This window comes from Pseudomonas sp. M20 (assembly GCF_045037865.1).
GTDB lineage: Bacteria > Pseudomonadota > Gammaproteobacteria > Pseudomonadales > Pseudomonadaceae > Aquipseudomonas.
This window is the reverse complement of sequence record NZ_CP173611.1, coordinates 2638783-2655458: the sequence shown is the minus strand read 5'-3', so window position 1 is coordinate 2655458 and position 16676 is coordinate 2638783. Positions and strand designations below refer to the sequence as shown.

At 58.7% G+C, this 16676-nt stretch carries 13 protein-coding genes; 9 read left to right on the top strand and 4 right to left on the bottom strand.

Annotated elements, in window-relative coordinates; translation table 11 throughout:
- Positions 1 to 16: 16 nt before the first annotated feature.
- The gene (gene ccoN / locus ACI514_RS11825; protein WP_095119025.1) at positions 17 to 1444 is read right to left on the bottom strand and encodes a cytochrome-c oxidase, cbb3-type subunit I; all 1428 of its coding nucleotides are present in this window, start codon (positions 1442 to 1444) and stop codon (positions 17 to 19) included.
- A 346-nt stretch (positions 1445 to 1790) separates the two neighbouring features.
- Between ccoN and ACI514_RS11820 the strand changes: the two genes are divergently transcribed.
- The 4 genes from ACI514_RS11820 (at position 1791) to ACI514_RS11805 (ending at position 6309) form a co-directional block, all read left to right on the top strand.
- Positions 1791 to 3464 (top strand): nitrite/sulfite reductase, encoded by a 1674-nt coding sequence (locus tag ACI514_RS11820; RefSeq protein WP_405123867.1) that lies wholly within the window; start codon positions 1791 to 1793, stop codon positions 3462 to 3464.
- Positions 3461 to 3940 (top strand): DUF934 domain-containing protein, encoded by a 480-nt coding sequence (locus ACI514_RS11815; RefSeq protein WP_160057688.1) that lies wholly within the window; start codon positions 3461 to 3463, stop codon positions 3938 to 3940. Before ACI514_RS11820 ends, ACI514_RS11815 begins: the two co-directional genes overlap by 4 nt.
- A gap of 220 nt (positions 3941 to 4160) precedes the next feature.
- Positions 4161 to 5135 carry a hypothetical protein gene (locus ACI514_RS11810; protein WP_160057689.1) on the top strand — a complete coding sequence of 325 codons (975 nt, stop codon included), beginning with the start codon at positions 4161 to 4163 and terminating at the stop codon, positions 5133 to 5135.
- 499 nt (positions 5136 to 5634) lie between these two features.
- Positions 5635 to 6309 carry a DUF3313 domain-containing protein gene (locus tag ACI514_RS11805; protein WP_160057690.1) on the top strand — a complete coding sequence of 225 codons (675 nt, stop codon included), beginning with the start codon at positions 5635 to 5637 and terminating at the stop codon, positions 6307 to 6309.
- 48 nt (positions 6310 to 6357) lie between these two features.
- On the opposite strand, the gene ACI514_RS11800 is transcribed toward ACI514_RS11805, so the two are convergent.
- Both ACI514_RS11800 and ACI514_RS11795 read right to left on the bottom strand, forming a co-directional pair.
- A complete protein-coding gene (locus ACI514_RS11800) occupies positions 6358 to 7356 on the bottom strand; it encodes a DUF3829 domain-containing protein (RefSeq protein WP_405123866.1) in 999 nt (332 codons plus the stop codon).
- The gene (locus ACI514_RS11795) at positions 7353 to 8972 is read right to left on the bottom strand and encodes a J domain-containing protein (protein ID WP_405123865.1); all 1620 of its coding nucleotides are present in this window, start codon (positions 8970 to 8972) and stop codon (positions 7353 to 7355) included. Before ACI514_RS11795 ends, ACI514_RS11800 begins: the two co-directional genes overlap by 4 nt.
- 629 nt (positions 8973 to 9601) lie before the next feature.
- Here ACI514_RS11795 and ACI514_RS11790 point away from each other — a divergent pair.
- Both ACI514_RS11790 and ACI514_RS11785 read left to right on the top strand, forming a co-directional pair.
- Entirely contained in the window at positions 9602 to 9970 is a 369-nt protein-coding gene (locus ACI514_RS11790) for a DUF6124 family protein (RefSeq protein ID WP_405123864.1), read from the top strand.
- A gap of 135 nt (positions 9971 to 10105) precedes the next feature.
- The gene (locus ACI514_RS11785; protein WP_160057695.1) at positions 10106 to 10582 is read left to right on the top strand and encodes a hypothetical protein; all 477 of its coding nucleotides are present in this window, start codon (positions 10106 to 10108) and stop codon (positions 10580 to 10582) included.
- 111 nt (positions 10583 to 10693) lie between these two features.
- Here the strand turns inward: ACI514_RS11785 and ACI514_RS11780 are convergent, their stop codons facing one another.
- Entirely contained in the window at positions 10694 to 11119 is a 426-nt protein-coding gene (locus ACI514_RS11780; protein ID WP_160057696.1) for a YciI family protein, read from the bottom strand.
- A gap of 342 nt (positions 11120 to 11461) precedes the next feature.
- Between ACI514_RS11780 and tpx the strand changes: the two genes are divergently transcribed.
- From tpx to ACI514_RS11765, 3 genes are all read left to right on the top strand, one after another.
- A complete protein-coding gene (gene tpx, locus ACI514_RS11775) occupies positions 11462 to 11962 on the top strand; it encodes a thiol peroxidase (protein WP_016987527.1) in 501 nt (166 codons plus the stop codon).
- A 175-nt stretch (positions 11963 to 12137) separates the two neighbouring features.
- Positions 12138 to 13445 (top strand): MdtA/MuxA family multidrug efflux RND transporter periplasmic adaptor subunit, encoded by a 1308-nt coding sequence (locus tag ACI514_RS11770; protein WP_160057697.1) that lies wholly within the window; start codon positions 12138 to 12140, stop codon positions 13443 to 13445.
- Positions 13442 to 16543: an MdtB/MuxB family multidrug efflux RND transporter permease subunit gene (locus ACI514_RS11765; protein ID WP_160057698.1), complete on the top strand. Its 3102-nt coding sequence runs from the start codon at positions 13442 to 13444 to the stop codon at positions 16541 to 16543. Before ACI514_RS11770 ends, ACI514_RS11765 begins: the two co-directional genes overlap by 4 nt.
- The last annotated feature ends 133 nt before the right edge of the window (positions 16544 to 16676 follow it).

The following is a 16676-nucleotide window of genomic DNA, read 5'->3' as shown; positions in this document are numbered from 1 at the left end:
CGAGCGGCTCCCTGCCTCAGGCAATCTGCGCTTCGCGGTGCGCCAGCGCGACATCGGCGACCCGCACCGTGCGCCAGACGTTGTAAGCCATCAGCAACATCCCGGTGAGGAAAAACACCCCACCGGCAAAACGCACGATGAAGCCCGGATGACTGGCCTGCAGCGCTTCGACAAACGAATAGGTCAGCGTGCCGTCCTCGTTGATCGCCCGCCACATCAGGCCCTGCGTGATGCCGTTGACCCACATCGAGGCGATGTACAACACCGTGCCGATGGTCGCCAGCCAGAAGTGCAGGTTGATCAGCGGTGTGCTGTACATCTGCTCGCGGCCAAAGACTTTCGGCACCATGTGATAGGTCGCGCCGAAGGTGATCATCGCCACCCAGCCCAAGGCGCCGGCGTGCACGTGGCCGATGGTCCAGTCGGTGTAATGGGAGAGGGCATTGACCGTTTTGATCGCCATCATCGGCCCCTCAAATGTCGACATGCCGTAGAACGCCAGCGACAACACCAGAAAGCGCAAAATCGGGTCGGTACGCAACTTATGCCAGGCGCCGGACAAGGTCATCATGCCGTTGATCATCCCGCCCCAGCTCGGCGCGAGCAGGATCAGCGACATGGCCATGCCCAGTGATTGCGCCCAGTCCGGCAGCGCGGTGTAGTGCAAATGGTGCGGGCCGGCCCAGATGTACAGGGTGATCAGCGCCCAGAAATGCACGATCGACAGGCGATACGAATACACCGGTCGATTGACCTGTTTCGGCACGAAGTAATACATCATCCCGAGGAACCCGGTGGTCAGGAAGAAGCCCACCGCGTTGTGCCCGTACCACCACTGCACCATCGCATCGGTGGCGCCGGAATACACCGGATAGGACTTGAACCAGTCAACCGGAATCGATAGGTGATTGACCACATGGAGCATGGCGATCACCAGAATGAACGCGCCGAAAAACCAGTTGCCGACATAGATATGCTTGGTCTTGCGCTGCACCACGGTGGTGAAAAACACGATGGCGTAGGCGACCCAGACCACGGCCATCCACACCGCGCCGGAGAATTCGATTTCGGCGTATTCCTTGGTGGTGGTGTAGCCCAGCGGCAGGGTGATCAGCATGATCACGATCACCGATTGCCAGCCCCAGAAGGTGAACGCCGCGAGTTTGTCTGAATACAGCCGCACCTGGCAGGTACGCTGCACGGCGTAGTAACTGGCGGCGAATTGCGCGCTGCCGGCGAAACCGAAAATCACCAGGCTGGTGTGCAGCGGTCGCAGTCGGCCGAAGGTGGTCCACGGCAGGTCCAGATTCATCTCTGGCCAGACCAGTTGCGAGGCGATAAAAACCCCCATCGCCATGCCCACCACACCCCAGAAAATTGTGGCGATGACGAATTGGCGGACGACCTTGTAGTTATAAGCCTGTCCGATTGTTGCTGTACTCATGGTCAGTTCATCCACGGTTGCAAAGTCTTGCCAGGCCACCCGGTCTGGCATGAGCTGCACTGTAGAAACCCCACCAGAAACAAAACAGGCTCAGGAATCCTTGATTTGTGCGGATCAGATTGAAGAGCTGGCTGCGGCGTTCTGCCGCGCCCTGATATGGTTTTTATGACTTCAGGTGAATCTGTAACGTGCTGCGCTGTTCGGCCATAGTCTGGGAAAATCTGTAGGAGTGAGCCTGCTCGCGATAGCGGTGTGTCAGTCAACATCTCAGTTGCCTGACACACCGCTATCGCGAGCAGGCTCACTCCTACAGGAATTGTGTGCGTCCTGATGAGGTGGCAGTGGCATGTATCAATACGATGATTACGACCGGGCGCTGGTGTTCGAGCGCGTTGCGCAGTTTCGCGATCAGGTCGAGCGCTTCATGGCCGGGGAACTGAGCGAAGAGGAGTTTTTGCCGCTGCGCTTGCAAAACGGCCTGTACATGCAAAAGCACGCCTACATGCTGCGCGTGGCGATTCCCTACGGCACGTTGAACGCCAAGCAGATGCGCACGCTGGCGAGCATCGCCAGCGACTATGATCGCGGTTACGGCCACTTCACCACGCGGCAGAACATGCAGTTCAACTGGATCGAACTGAGCGACGTGCCGGATATTCTCGAACGCCTGGCGCAGGTCAACATGCATGCGATCCAGACCTCCGGCAACTGCGTGCGCAACATCACCACCGAGGCCTTCGCCGGGGTCGCGGCGGACGAGTTGATCGACCCGCGCCCGTTGGCCGAAATCCTGCGGCAGTGGTCGACGATCAACCCGGAATTCCTCTTTCTACCGCGCAAATTCAAGATCGCCATCTGCTCGGCGAAGCAGGATCGCGCGGCGATCATGATGCATGACATCGGCCTGTATCTTTACCCCGGGCGCGACGGGCAGATGTTGCTGCGAGTGATCGTCGGCGGTGGTCTGGGGCGCACGCCGATTCTCGGTTTGCAGATTCGTGAAGGTTTGCCGTGGCAGCATTTGCTGTCCTACGTCGAAGCGGTTTTGCGCGTGTACAACCGCCACGGTCGGCGCGACAACAAGTACAAGGCGCGGATCAAGATTCTGGTCAAGGCGTTGGGCATCGAGGCGTTTGCCAAGGAAGTCGAAGAGGAATGGCAGCACCTCAAGGACGGCCCGGCGCAACTGACCGAGGCCGAATATCAACGGGTTGCCAGTGCCTTCGTGCCGCCGGTTTATCACACCCTGGCCGACACCGATCTGGACTTCGGCACGCGCCTGGCGGAAAGCCCGGCGTTCGCCCGTTGGGTCGCGCGCAATGTGCAACCGCACAAGGTGCCGGGTTACACCAGCGTGGTGCTGTCGACCAAACCGGGCATGGCTTCGCCGCCGGGAGATGTGACCGCTGTGCAGATGCTGGCGGTGGCCGACTGGTCGCAGCGTTTCGGGTTTGGCGAAATTCGTATCGCCCATGAGCAGAACATCGTCTTGCCCGATGTGCCGAAAACCGACCTCTACGCGCTGTGGCAACTGGCGTGCAAACATGATCTGGGCAGCGCCAACGTCGGCCTGCTCACCGACATCATTGCCTGCCCGGGTGGCGATTTCTGCGCACTGGCCAACGCCAAATCGATTCCGATCGCCCAGGCGATTCAGGCGCGCTTCGACAACCTCGATTACCTGCATGATCTGGGCGATATCAGCCTGAACATCTCCGGTTGCATGAACGCTTGCGGCCATCATCACATCGGCAATATCGGCATCCTCGGCGTCGATAAGAATGGCAGCGAGTGGTATCAGATCACCCTCGGTGGCGCCCAAGGTAAAAACAGCGCATTGGGCAAAGTCATCGGCCCGTCGTTCAGCGCCGCCGAAGTGCCGCAGGTGATCGAGCGGATCATTGGCACCTTCGTGCGCTATCGCGAGCACGAAGAATTGTTTGTCGATACCGTGGCACGGATTGGCCTGGAGCCGTTCAAGGAACGGGTCTATCCGAAAACGCTGGAGGCCACGGCATGAACAATCTGTTGCGGCTGGAGCAGGGTGTGGCGCGGATTGCGAAGGACGATCCGTGGACGCTGGTGCGTGAACCATCGACGCCAAGGCCTGCAGGTTTGCTGATCTTGCCGCTGATGCACTGGCTGCAATCGCCGTCGACCCACGCCGTGTGGCTCGGCCCGGACGATGAGGTCGAGAGCCTGGTGCCGTGGCTGGGTTCGTTGCCGCTGATTGCCTTGGATTTTCCAAGTTTTCGCGACGGTCGAGCCTACAGTCAGGCGTATCTGCTGCGCAGTCGGTTCGGCTGGGCAGGGGAGTTGCGCGCGATTGGCGATGTGTTGCGCGATCAGCTCAGCCATATGCGCCAGTGCGGGTTCGACAGTTTCGCGGTGCGCGAGGACAAGTCTGCCGAGGATGCGCTGAAGGGGTTGGCCGGCATGAGCGTGTTGTATGGGCGTTCGGTGATCGAGCCGCGTCCGCTTTTTCGTCGGCGTTGACGGTTAAAAAAGATCGCAGCCTGCGGCAGCTCCTACAGTGGATTGCGTGTAGGAGCTGCCGCAGGCTGCGATCTTTTGATCTTCGATGTACACCGGGGAAACCCCTAGAAACCTCATGAATCGGGCATTTTCCCTTGGGTCGATGGTGGCCTTTTGGTAGAGTCGCCGTCGCCAGCGGGTTTTCGGCTGGACGATGGAACCGAAGAAGGGAGTCTGATCAGTGAGTCCGGGCAAAAAAATCCTCGGCCTCACAGCGTTGCTGTTAATGGTGACGCTGTGGGCCAGTTACTTTTACGTATTCAAGGAAAACCGCAGCGGCCAGCTCGGCGGTGTCGGCGAAAGCACCGCGTGGTGCGGCACGCCGCCGTCCACGGAAGCGGCGTTGCTGGGCAAGGATCAACTGACCTTGCGCGTCACCAATAACCTGCGCGGCGAGTTCATGCTCAGTGGTTCGCTGGTGGTCTCGGAACGTACCTTCAACCGCTATGACCTCGCTCGCAATGAACTGCGTTTGCGTCTGGAGCCGTTGCAATGGTCCTACGGCGTCACGCCGATCTTCCTTGAGCAGGTCAAGGTGCAGCCGCTGAGCCGCAACCTTTCCGCGACCAACAAAAGCGCCTACGCCGAACTCGAACCGCGCCCGATCGGTGTGCAGGGTCAGGTCACCGAATTCCCCTTCGACACCTATCGCTACGGCTACAAACCGGTGCTCTATTACCTCAAGGGCAGTGAGCGCATTGATCTGCGCTTCAAGAACATCACCACGCTGATGGAGATGTCCAACACCTTCACACCGATCCAGAAGTACAACCGCGTCGACTACATCAACGAGAACAACTCGATGATCCGCGACGACGATTACAAGGCTTACGGGCCGCACGAATGTGCCTTCAGCGTGGAGCGTAAAGGTTCATTCAAGGTAGTCGTGTTGTTGCTGCTGTTGGTGCTGTGTCTGCCGTTGCTGCTGGTGTTTTACCGTAATGAACCGGGGATCGACTTCCTTGCCACGCTGTTGGGCGCCGCGATCGTGCGGGTGCTGTTGATCGGGCCGGTGCAGGATTTCCAGCTGTACAACATCGACTTCCTGTTGGGTGCGGCGATTTTGCTGGTGGGCACGGTGTCGTTGATCAAGGCGATGCACATCAACAGCCGGCGGGAGATGGCGTTGCGCAGTGGTGAGACTTCGTCCTGGTAACGGGGTGAACCCCAGAAAAGCCCCTCACCCTAACCCTCTCCCAGAGGGAGAGGGGACTGACCGAGTTGTCTGGCGTCCTGCACCGACGTGGAAGACCGAGTCGATTATGGATTCAAAGCCAATCGGTCACGTCGGTGCATCTCTCGAATATCCCCCGGTCGGTCCCCTCTACCTCTGGGAGAGGGCTAGGGTGAGGGAAGACAATTTCCAGCCAATCACTTAAGCGCCGGATCCCCCATATTCATCTTCTTCCACCCCTGCAACAGCATCTGCGGGCGTCCTGGCTCAGATTGCTCCAATGCAGCGGATTCTTGAAGCTCACCAATGGCCAAGTGCTCGAGGCAGCGTTGCCGGATGCGCGACGTCTTTCAAATGATGCATGTGATCCGCCGCGCAGCCTTGCGTGAATATTGTGCTTTGCAATCGCAATTGCTGAGGTTTTAGCTATACCTGTAACTCCCCCAGGCAAAGTTTTCGGCCTTCTGACAGGAGTTACAGCATGAAGCTAGCAGTGATGATGGGCACACTGTGTTTTGCCACCCTCGCAGTGGTAGGTTGTTCCAGCAAAACCGTCGACCCGAAAGAGTACTCCGGCTTCCTCAAAGACTACAGCCAACTCAAGGAGGCCAAATCCCCGTCAGGTGCCGAGGTCATGCGCTGGATCGATCCGAAGGTCGACGTCAGGAAATTCACCAGCGTTTATATCGAGCCGACCCAGCTCTACCCGAAACCGCAACCGACCGCGAAGATCTCCCAGCAAACCCTCAATGGCATCACTTCCTACTACGATCAAGCGCTCAAGCGTGAAATCGGCAAAGATCTGCCGTTGGCGACTGGCCCAGGTCCAGGTGTGATTGTGGTGCGTGCGGCGATCACCGCCGTGAGCAGTTCCACCGAAGGCCTGCACGCTTACGAGGTGATTCCGATTGCGTTGGTCGCCGCTGCGGTCAGCACGGCCAGCGGTATTCGCGATCAGGAAACCACGTTGGCCACCGAAGCGGTGTTCCTCGATGGCGCGAATAACAAGGTCGTCGCACAAGTGGTGCGCAAAGGTACCGGCAAGCCACTGGAAAATGATTCGCAGGCAATGAGCGCCAATGACGTCAAACCCGTCATCGATGGCTGGGCCGCAGACCTGCGTCAGTCGTATCTGAAGCTCAAGGCCGGCAAATAAGTGCATACGGCCGGAGGTCCGCGAGGATTCTCCGGCCTGTGCACACCCTCAAAAGTCAGCGCGCGCCCGGCGGTTGTAGTGACTGAGCAGGGCGTCGTAACCGCGAGTGACGGCGTAGTAGTCGTCGCTCAAGCGTTGCGGCTCGGCGTGGTTTTGCCAGTCCTTGTGCAGTGTGTTCAGCGCCTCAAGGTACTGTTGCGATGGCTCACGGATGTACTCCCACAGTTCCCTCGCGTCGTCGTCCTTGGTGCGTAATCCGCGCTCGGGCAAGCGCATGAAAGGATCGCGGCGATCCCACGCTCGTTGCAGGCTGGCGGTGATGTCCGCCACGGTTTGCGGTGTCAGCGTTCGGTGCTTCATCCCGTCTTCCAGTCGCTCTAGTGTCTCCCGGGCCTCAATCATGAAAGCCAGCAGAGACCAGTGGATATCCTTGCCCACACGTGCTTCGAGGCGTTTCAGTTGTTCGTTGCGCTGGGCGACATCGAGCGCCACAAGGTCTTTTCTCAGAGCCGCCGATGTTTGGAGGTAGTCAGCGATGGCGCTCAGGTACCGCTCCCGGTAGCCCCCTGACGGATTCGGGAACACCGAAACGAAACTTGCACTTCTATCGAATCGTGAGGGCATCGATACCGTTGCTACACCCTGCAGTGCTTTCGCATAGGCCCGGGCGCTTTGCGAGAGGCCCGGCTGATAGCCCAGAAGATCGAGCTTCAGGTTCATGTTGGAAAGACAGACATCCTTCTGGATGTCCTGCACGATGCGCGCATCACTGTCCTCGAAGTCCCGTGGTTCGGGGACCCAATTGGCGGCAGAATAATCCTTGGGCGGTTTCGGATTTTTGTATTGCTCATAGGCCACCTGCCAATGCACGTCGACACGGTTGACGCAGGTGATGATCGGGCTGAGTGCGTTGGCCTGAGCGGTGACGGGCGCGTCGCGATTGTCCAGCCACAGATCGAGTTGCAGGAACGGCGTGGTTGCTCCCGACAATCCCATCACCAGCAGCGCGATCAGCAGGCCACTGCCAAACATCATTCTCGAACTCATGGTTTTGCCTCCGCGCCATACCATTGCTCACGGGTGGCTGGCGCACCGCAGCCGGTCGCCGAGGCGGGCAGACGACTGCACAAGCGCTCGGCCCAGGGTTGCAGTCCCTGATTGCGGGTAACCGTGTCTTTGCTGGCAATCACATTGAGCACGCCGAGGGCGATCACCAGGGCAACAACGCCGAGGATCACCAGGCAAATCTTCAGCAGTGGATTGCGTTGTTCCCAGGACACATGTGGCTGGATCTGGCGCCGCCGTACCAGACCGACAATCGCCAACGTCGTCGCATAGACCACCCCGCCGACGGGGCCGAATAGCCAAGTGAGCCCGGCCGCCATCAGCGCACAGGGAATCAAGTCGCGAAGTACACCGAATGGCGCCACGATCCCCGGACACAGCCGCGCGCTGAGCCAGTCATCCAGCAGCCAATAACGGTGCGCCAGATCGTGCGCCAGCCAATTGAGGCCGGCGGCAATTACACCGAACACCACGATCGATACCATGAAAATATTGAACAGGCCGGTGACGCGTAGCCCCAGCGGGATGAAGTGCGCAAAAGCACCGATCAGGCAGGCCAGCACCACGCCAAGGTATGTCGGCCATTCGCCACGGCCGAGCTCCCAGTCGCGCCAGAAAAACGCGGTGCCACCGGGCAACTCTGCGCAGATCTTTGGGTGATTGGCATAGAGTGCCGAGCTCAATTGGCGGCATTGCGCCCAATCCTCTTCGCGCAGGCGTCGGGCCAGCGCGCGACGCTGACTGAACGGGCCGCTGCCGAGCAACAGGCGCGCGGCGCGGTGTTCGGCAGTGGCTGGCGGCTCTTGGGCAAGTTGTCGTTGCTGCGCGATAAAAAGCGGAGCTTCATGGCGAGCGATCAGACGCTTCCATTCGTCTTGCGGGCAACGGTTGGCCGGGCCGGTGTGCCAGCCCTGGCCCGCACAAACCTGCTCGAAAATAGCGGAGGACCAGTGTTCGCTGTCCAGTAGCAATCGACTCAGAAACAGGTTGAACCACTGCCGGTGTACCTCAGCGTCGAGCCAGAGGCATTCGGCGCACTGTGCGTAGGCCTGCAAAAAGGCTGCAGTGTCTTCACTTTCGAGGGCATCACGCAGCGGTCGAGTGATGCGTTCCCGCTGCTGATCGAGCAACAGCTCGATCGACTCTTCATCCAGCTCAAGCCGCTGCCAGGCACTGAACCAGTGATAGGTCTGAACCGCCCAATCAACCATCGGCGCCGATGTTTCAGGGTGCTCGATGCAATGCTGCAGCAGGGTCTCTTCGAGGATGTGCGCGCAACCCTGCTCGACGGCGAGGGCATGGCGTTGTTGCAACTGCGCAAGGCTGGTGCCGTGCAGCGAGCGGGTCGCCTGTTGCAAGGCATCGACCTCGACCACGGTCAGGCCGGTCAAGTCCCAGGCGTCTTCTTCAGCCTCCAGGTCTTCGTTGGCCTGCGCCCATTCCTTGTAATTCAGGGCTTGCTCATAGGCGTCACGCAGGCGCTGGAAGCCCTCGGCGTCTTCGTCTGGACGGGTCTGTTTGAGCAGGGCAGCATATTGTCGTTTGATACTGCGCGTATCGGCGTCGGCCGTAAGGCCAAGGACGGTCCAGCAACTCATTGCGTGTACAACTCCATGAAAACCTTCGACGCGGTCCAGTGGTGGCACTTTGATTGTGCGCACCCTACCTGTTTCGCGTCTAAAAGTCCTCAGCCGTCGTTTATTTGCCGACGAACCAGCGGAAATACGGGGTGCCGCCATCGCCGCGCATCAGCCGCCAACTGACCCTGCAAGCGGCCGGCGCACTGGCGACAGGAGCTTTCGAGTGACACGAGGCTGCGCTTGTTTTTTAAATGCGAAATCAAAAGATCGTCCGATCAAGGCCCGAGCATTTGGCAGCTACCTATGCGTATTTCAATTCGGGATGTTTAAACGTTGTTTCGAATTTGCGGAACGTTCCCACAAGGTTTTCAGGTTGTCCGTCGGACGTCGGGTCTCTAGCCTGTGTTCGTCGCTGCCAAATCAGCGACCGGGACTGGAAACCCCGACGGGTATTAGTGGCGCGTACACGCTTTTCATAACGTATCCTTGCGCACTTCGAATGTGTGCACTCCGTTATGGCGGCTGTGCGCGGGAGACCTTCGGGTCGACCGGGTCGCCGCTGCCCGGGTTTCCAACCTGCGTACAGCTGCCACCTCTTCGTCCGGAAACCGAATGGGGCAGCTCCAACTTTCCAGTGGAGTTCCACCATGAAAAAACCAACACCCAATCCCCCAGAATCAGACGCAGACAGCACATCCCCCTACGCCTCAGTCGACAGTAAAAAACTCCACGAAGCCGCCGACCGCGCCCTCGATTTCTACCTCAACCCCTCCGCCCATATCATGTCCAGCGTCAACGAGCCGGAACCCATGTACCTCGCCAATCCCAGGTACAACACTGAATCCCTGCTCGCCAACGCCAGCGAAACCCTCGGCTCGGCCAGCGAAATGCTGATCAACTTCGCCGCCTCGCTGGAAACTTCTCAGCGCAAGACTGCATTGGGGATCGCACAGGTCGTCATGCTGGGGGAACTGGCGGTGAATCAAGCCTTGGATCACGTCGAACTCAAGAACTGATCCATTGAATGATCATTCCCACGCTCTGCGTGGGAATGCAGCCCCTGACGCTCTGCGTCAAATTCGCAAGCTGGAACGCGGAGCGTCCCTTGAATTACGGTCGGGCATAACCGTGACAATTGCAGGAGCAAAGGTTTGATAAGGAAGATGGTTACAAACAGGCGAATTAGCCTATGGCTGGCGGTAGTTTTATCCGTCAATGCAGTTTTTTTGGCTTTTCTGATTTTTGGTGATATCGGGAAAGGGCACGACAGGAAAATGATCAAAACCAAAGAGCCGTTGCTGATTGAAGGCCCAAATGGCGACGAGAACTACTATGTTCTGCCTTTGGGCACTACGCTTTATCACGATAAAAGCTTTCCTGAAGGGCATGACCGCTATGTGGTGTATCTCAACCATAGAGGTGCAATTGCACACGAAGAAATTCCCATGAAGCCTGAATATGGCGGTTCATTTATCGATCCGCTCTGGCTGGACAATGTTGATGAGGAAACCTTGAAAGAAACTTTCAAACGTTTTCCGCTTTCCAGAATAGATGTCGCCGCTGCGATCAAGGCCAATGAAATAACCAAGGATGATCTGGCTGACATCATCCGCTCTATGCCCGACTGATCGAATCTTTAGCTGTCGTGTGAAACGACGCTGCGATCTTTTGATCTTGTGTTTTAAGAACAGAATCAAAAGATCGCAGCCTTCGGCAGCTCCTACATGGGGATATCCGGTTCAGCTGTTTTTCTTGGCTTGTTCGCGAGCGCGTTCTTCTTGCGCACGTGCTTCGGGGGTGAATTCGGCGCCGAAGTCTTCGGCAGAAAATATCTGGCGGATTTCAATATCAGAATCGCCTGACATTGGATTAGGGCAGCGCTTGACCCATTCGATGGCTTCTTCTTTGGATTTCACTTCCCAGATCCAGTAACCGGCCACCAGTTCTTTGGTCTCGATGAACGGCCCGTCGATGACCGTGCGTTTGTCCCCGGAGAAACGTACGCGGGCGCCTTTGCTGCTCGGATGCAGGCCATCGCAATCGATCAGGATGCCGGCCTTGACCAGTTCTTCGTTGAAGTTGCCCATCGCGGTGATCAGCTCTTCGCTGGGCATGATGCCGGCTTCCGAGTCGGCGCTGGCTTTGACAAGGATCATGAATCGCATGGCGGGTACTCCGTGGATTGTTGGGATTCATTGCTTAGTCGAACGAGCCGGGATCGAATCGACAGGGGCTCTGGTAAAAGATGCGGAGAATTTTCACACCGCAGATCTAATTGTAGGAGTGAGCCTGCTCGCGATGGCGGTGTGTCAGTCAACATTTGCGTATATGAAAGACCGCTATCGCGAGCAGGCTCACTCCTACAGGGGAACGGCGGTGGTTTTGTATACAATTTTTCAGGCAGGCACCCAACAATTTCCAAACAGGGCATAGGTCGTCGGACAATTTCGTGGTTAACTTCGGCCTCTTGCATGCTTTCCAATCAAAACATCAGAAGGACTCAAGTCATGGCTCAAGTCACCCTTAAAGGCAATCCGGTTCAAGTCAACGGCCAGTTGCCACAAGCCGGTTCCAAGGCGCCAGCCTTTTCTCTGGTTGCCGGCAATCTGTCCGACGTCACCCTGAAAGACTTTGCCGGCAAGCGCAAAGTGCTGAACATTTTCCCAAGCGTTGACACCCCGACCTGCGCCACCTCGGTGCGCAAGTTCAACGCTCAGGCCAACGAAGTGGCTAACACCGTGGTGCTGTGCATCTCCGCTGACCTGCCGTTTGCTCAAGCGCGTTTCTGCGGCGCTGAAGGTCTGGAAAACGTCCAGAACCTGTCGACCCTGCGCGGTGCCGAGTTCATCGAGAACTACGGCGTGGCCATTGCTGACGGCCCGCTGAAAGGCCTGACCGCTCGCGCCGTTGTGGTTCTGGACGAAAACGACAACGTCCTGCACAGCGAACTGGTCAAGGAAATCGCTGAAGAGCCTAACTACGAAGCGGCACTGTCCGTTCTCAAGTAAGCGCTTTTACAATTGTTAACGGCCTGGCCCTGTCCAGGCCGTTTTCATTTGTGTATCAGTGTTTTGCCTCACACCTTGAAACGTAAGGTGTAAGTAAATTGCCGGTAAAGCTGCTTTGCTATTTTCCCACCAGTGCTTATCGTTCAGCCTCCCGTAAAAGAAGCCCACGCGCCCAATGGTTAATGACTCCATGCAATCGTCCCCTCGTAACTCCCGCCGCTGGCTGATCAGCCTGCTTGTCTTGTTGGTGATCGCCGTCCTGTGCTGGAAATTCTGGCCCGCCGGTTCAGCCCACAAAGAGGGCGCTGACAAGGCTGCGGCCGGGCACACCGGGCGTTCGGGGATGATGCGGCCGGGCTTCGGTGGCGGCACCGGGCCGATTCCGGTGCGCGTGGCGCCGGCGGTCACCGGCGACTTCCCGCTGTATTACAAGGCACTGGGCACCGTGACCGCGCTCAACACTATCAATGTGCGCAGCCGGGTGGGCGGCGAGTTGGTCAAGATCAACTTCGAAGAGGGCCAGATGGTCAAGGCTGGCGACCTGCTGGCCGAGATCGATCCACGTCCATACCAGAATGCCTTGCTGCAGGCTGAAGGCACTTTGCTGCAGAATCAGGCACAACTGAAAAACGCCCAGGTCGACGTCGAGCGTTATCGCGGTCTGTACAAAGAGGACAGCATCGCCAAACAGACACTGGACACCGCCGAAGCACTGGTCGGCCAGTATCTGGGCACGGTCAAGACCAATCAGGCCGCGGTCAACGACGCCAAGCTCAATCTCGAATTCACCAAGATCCGCGCGCCAATCGCCGGTCGCGTCGGTCTGCGTCAGGTTGACGTCGGCAACCTCGTTACCGCCAACGACACCACGTTCCTCGCGGTGATCACGCAAACCCAGCCGATCAGCGTGGCTTTCACCTTGCCGGAAAACAGCCTTGAAACCGTACTCGCGCGTTATCGCAGTGGCGCCAAGCTGCCGGCTGAAGCCTGGGATCGCGGTGACAGCAAACTGCAAGCGACCGGCGTATTGCAAAGCCTCGACAACCAGATCGACGTCGCCACCGGCACCCTGAAGTTCAAGGCCCGCTACGACAACCGCGATCAGGCGCTGTTCCCCAACCAGTTCGTCAACGTTCACTTGCTCGCTGACACGCTGAAAGGCGTGGTGCTGGCACCATCGGCGGCCATCCAGTTCGGCACCAACGGGACCTTCGTCTATGCGCTGGACGGCGACAAGAAAGTCACCATTCGCCAGTTGAAGATTGGTGCCAGCGACGGCGAAAACACCGTCATCACCGAAGGTCTGACTGCCGGCGACCGCGTGGTACTGGAAGGCACCGACCGCCTGAAGGAAGGCAGTGAAGTGGAAGTGGTCAACGACAGCAATCAAGTACCGACCACGCCGACCGAACACCTGCAAGGCAAGTCCGCTGCCCAGACGCCAGACGCTGTGGTCACTGACAAGGCCAAGAAGGGCGCATGAACATTTCGCGGCTGTTCATCCTCCGACCGGTAGCCACTACCCTGAGCATGCTGGCCATAGTTCTGGCCGGCCTGATTGCTTATCGCTTGTTGCCGGTATCGGCGTTGCCACAGGTCGATTACCCGACCATCCGCGTCATGACCCTGTATCCCGGCGCCAGCCCGGATGTGATGACCAGTGCCGTGACTGCACCGCTCGAGCGCCAGTTCGGGCAGATGCCGGGCCTGACGCAAATGGCCTCGACCAGTTCCGGCGGTGCGTCGGTGCTGACCCTGCGTTTCAGCCTCGACATCAACATGGACGTCGCTGAACAACAGGTGCAAGCCGCAATCAACGCCGCGACCAATCTGCTGCCGACTGATTTGCCGGCGCCGCCGGTGTACAACAAGGTCAACCCGGCAGATACCCCGGTGCTGACCCTGGCGATCACCTCGAAAACCATGCTGCTGCCCAAGCTCAACGATCTGGTCGATACGCGCATGGCGCAGAAAATCGCCCAGATCAGCGGTGTCGGCATGGTCAGCATTGCCGGTGGTCAGCGCCAGGCCGTGCGGATCAAGGTCAACCCGGAAGCGCTGGCGGCCAACAGTCTGAACCTGTCGGACGTGCGCACCTTGATCAGCGCCTCCAACGTCAACCAGCCGAAAGGCAACTTTGACGGCCCGACGCGGGTGTCGATGCTCGACGCCAATGATCAACTGACCTCGCCCAAGGATTACGCCAACCTGATCCTCGCCTACAAGAACGGCGCACCGTTGCGGCTCAAGGACGTGGCGGAAATCGTCGATGGCGCCGAAAACGAACGCCTCGCTGCATGGGCCAACCAGAATCAGGCGGTGTTGCTGAACATCCAGCGGCAGCCGGGTGCCAACGTGATCGAGGTGGTCGACCGCATCAAGGCGCTGCTGCCGAGCATCACCGACAACCTGCCGGCCGGCCTCGAAGTGACGGTGCTGACTGACCGCACGCAGACCATCCGCGCCTCGGTCACCGACGTACAACACGAATTGCTCATCGCCATCGCCCTGGTGGTGATGGTGACCTTCCTGTTCCTGCGTCGCGCCAGTGCCACGATCATTCCGTCGGTGGCCGTGCCGCTGTCGCTGATCGGCACCTTTGGCGTGATGTATCTGGCCGGGTTCTCGGTAAACAACCTGACCTTGATGGCGCTGACCATTGCCACCGGTTTTGTGGTCGACGATGCCATCGTCATGCTGGAAAACATTTCGCGCTTTATCGAAGAGGGCGACAGCCCGATGCAGGCCGCGCTCAAGGGCGCCAAGCAGATCGGCTTCACCCTGATCTCCTTGACCCTGTCGCTGATTGCAGTACTGATTCCGCTGCTGTTCATGGCGGACGTGGTCGGGCGATTGTTCCGCGAATTCGCCATCACCCTGGCCGTTGCGATCCTGATTTCGCTGGTGGTCTCACTGACCCTGACGCCGATGATGTGCGCACGTTTGCTCAAACGTGAACCCGAGGAACATGAACAGGGCCGTTTCTACCGTGCCAGCGGCGCTGTCATCGACTGGATGATCGCTGAGTACGGTCGGATGCTGCGCTGGGTGCTCAAGCACCAGCCACTGACCTTGCTGGTGGCGATCGGCACACTGGCGTTGACCGTGTTCCTCTATATGGTCGTGCCGAAGGGTTTCTTCCCGGTGCAGGACACCGGGGTGATTCAGGGCATTTCCGAGGCGCCGCAGTCGATTTCCTTTGCGGCCATGGGCGAGCGTCAACAGGAACTGGCGAAAATCATTCTCGAAGATCCGGCGGTGCAGAGCCTGTCGTCCTATATCGGTGTCGACGGCGATAACGCCACGCTCAACAGCGGGCGCTTGCTGATCAACCTCAAACCCCATGGCGATCGCGATCTGAGCGCTACTGAAGTGATTGCGCGCCTGCAGCCACAACTGGACAAATTGGTCGGCATCCGCCTGTTCATGCAGCCCGTGCAGGACCTGACCATCGAAGACCGTGTCAGCCGTACGCAATACCAGTTCAGCATGTCCTCGCCGGACTCCGAACTGCTCAGCCAGTGGAGCGGCCGTCTCGTCGAAGCGCTGGCCCAGCGTCCGGAACTGACCGACGTTGCCAGTGATTTGCAGGACAAGGGTTTGCAGGTTTATCTGGTGATCGATCGCGATGCCGCCTCACGCCTTGGCGTTTCGGTGGCGAACATCACCGATGCGCTTTATGACGCTTTCGGCCAGCGGCAGATCTCGACCATTTATACCCAGGCCAGCCAGTACCGCGTGGTGCTGCAAGCCCAGGCCGGTGAGAAAATCGGCCCGCAGGCGCTGGACCAGATTCACGTCAAGACCACCGATGACGCGCAGGTACGCCTGTCGAGTCTGGCTCATATCGAGGAACGTCAGGCGCAACTGGCGATCACCCATATCGGCCAGTTCCCGGCGGTGATGATGTCGTTCAACCTCGCCCCCGGTGTGGCGCTGGGGCATGCGGTCGACATCATTGAACAGGTGCAGAAAGACATCGGCATGCCCGTCGGCGTGCAGACCCAGTTCCAAGGCGCGGCCGAAGCATTCCAGGCGTCGCTGTCGAGCACCTTGCTGCTGATTCTGGCGGCGGTAGTGACCATGTACATCGTGCTCGGCGTGCTCTACGAGAGCTACATTCACCCGATCACCATTCTCTCGACCCTGCCGTCGGCGGCGGTCGGCGCCTTGCTGGCGCTGCTGCTCAGTGGCAATGACCTGGGCATGATCGCGATCATCGGCATCATCCTGCTGATCGGTATCGTCAAGAAGAACGCGATCATGATGATCGACTTCGCCCTCGATGCTGAGCGCAATCAGGGCATGGCGCCGGAACAGGCGATCTATCAGGCGGCGTTGCTGCGCTTCCGGCCAATCCTCATGACCACGCTGGCGGCGCTGTTTGGTGCGGTGCCGTTGATGCTCGCGACCGGTTCCGGGGCTGAATTGCGTCAGCCGCTGGGTCTGGTGATGGTTGGCGGTCTGCTGGTGAGTCAGGTGCTGACGCTGTTCACCACGCCAGTGATTTACCTGTATTTCGACCGCCTCGGGCGACGCTTTGGCAAGACCAATGCGGATGCTGAAGAGGTGTCGGTATGACTGTCCGAACACATAACCCCTGTAGGAGTGAGCCTGCTCGCGATGAGGCCGGCACCTGCAACATCAATGTAAACAGACACACCGCTATCGCGAGCAGGCTCACTCCTACAGGGGATGGGTGTGAAGTCGGGGT

What these genes read in the sequence shown, in the direction of transcription:
- ccoN (WP_095119025.1), bottom strand. Translation starts at nt 1,444, where the DNA reads ATGAGTACAGCAACAATCGGACAGGCTTATAACTACAAGGTCGTCCGC.
- ACI514_RS11820 (WP_405123867.1), top strand. Translation starts at nt 1,791, where the DNA reads ATGTATCAATACGATGATTACGACCGGGCGCTGGTGTTCGAGCGCGTT.
- ACI514_RS11815 (WP_160057688.1), top strand. Translation starts at nt 3,461, where the DNA reads ATGAACAATCTGTTGCGGCTGGAGCAGGGTGTGGCGCGGATTGCGAAG.
- ACI514_RS11805 (WP_160057690.1), top strand. Translation starts at nt 5,635, where the DNA reads ATGAAGCTAGCAGTGATGATGGGCACACTGTGTTTTGCCACCCTCGCA.
- ACI514_RS11800 (WP_405123866.1), bottom strand. Translation starts at nt 7,356, where the DNA reads ATGAGTTCGAGAATGATGTTTGGCAGTGGCCTGCTGATCGCGCTGCTG.
- ACI514_RS11795 (WP_405123865.1), bottom strand. Translation starts at nt 8,972, where the DNA reads ATGAGTTGCTGGACCGTCCTTGGCCTTACGGCCGACGCCGATACGCGC.
- ACI514_RS11790 (WP_405123864.1), top strand. Translation starts at nt 9,602, where the DNA reads ATGAAAAAACCAACACCCAATCCCCCAGAATCAGACGCAGACAGCACA.
- ACI514_RS11780 (WP_160057696.1), bottom strand. Translation starts at nt 11,119, where the DNA reads ATGCGATTCATGATCCTTGTCAAAGCCAGCGCCGACTCGGAAGCCGGC.
- tpx (WP_016987527.1), top strand. Translation starts at nt 11,462, where the DNA reads ATGGCTCAAGTCACCCTTAAAGGCAATCCGGTTCAAGTCAACGGCCAG.
- ACI514_RS11770 (WP_160057697.1), top strand. Translation starts at nt 12,138, where the DNA reads ATGGTTAATGACTCCATGCAATCGTCCCCTCGTAACTCCCGCCGCTGG.
- ACI514_RS11765 (WP_160057698.1), top strand. Translation starts at nt 13,442, where the DNA reads ATGAACATTTCGCGGCTGTTCATCCTCCGACCGGTAGCCACTACCCTG.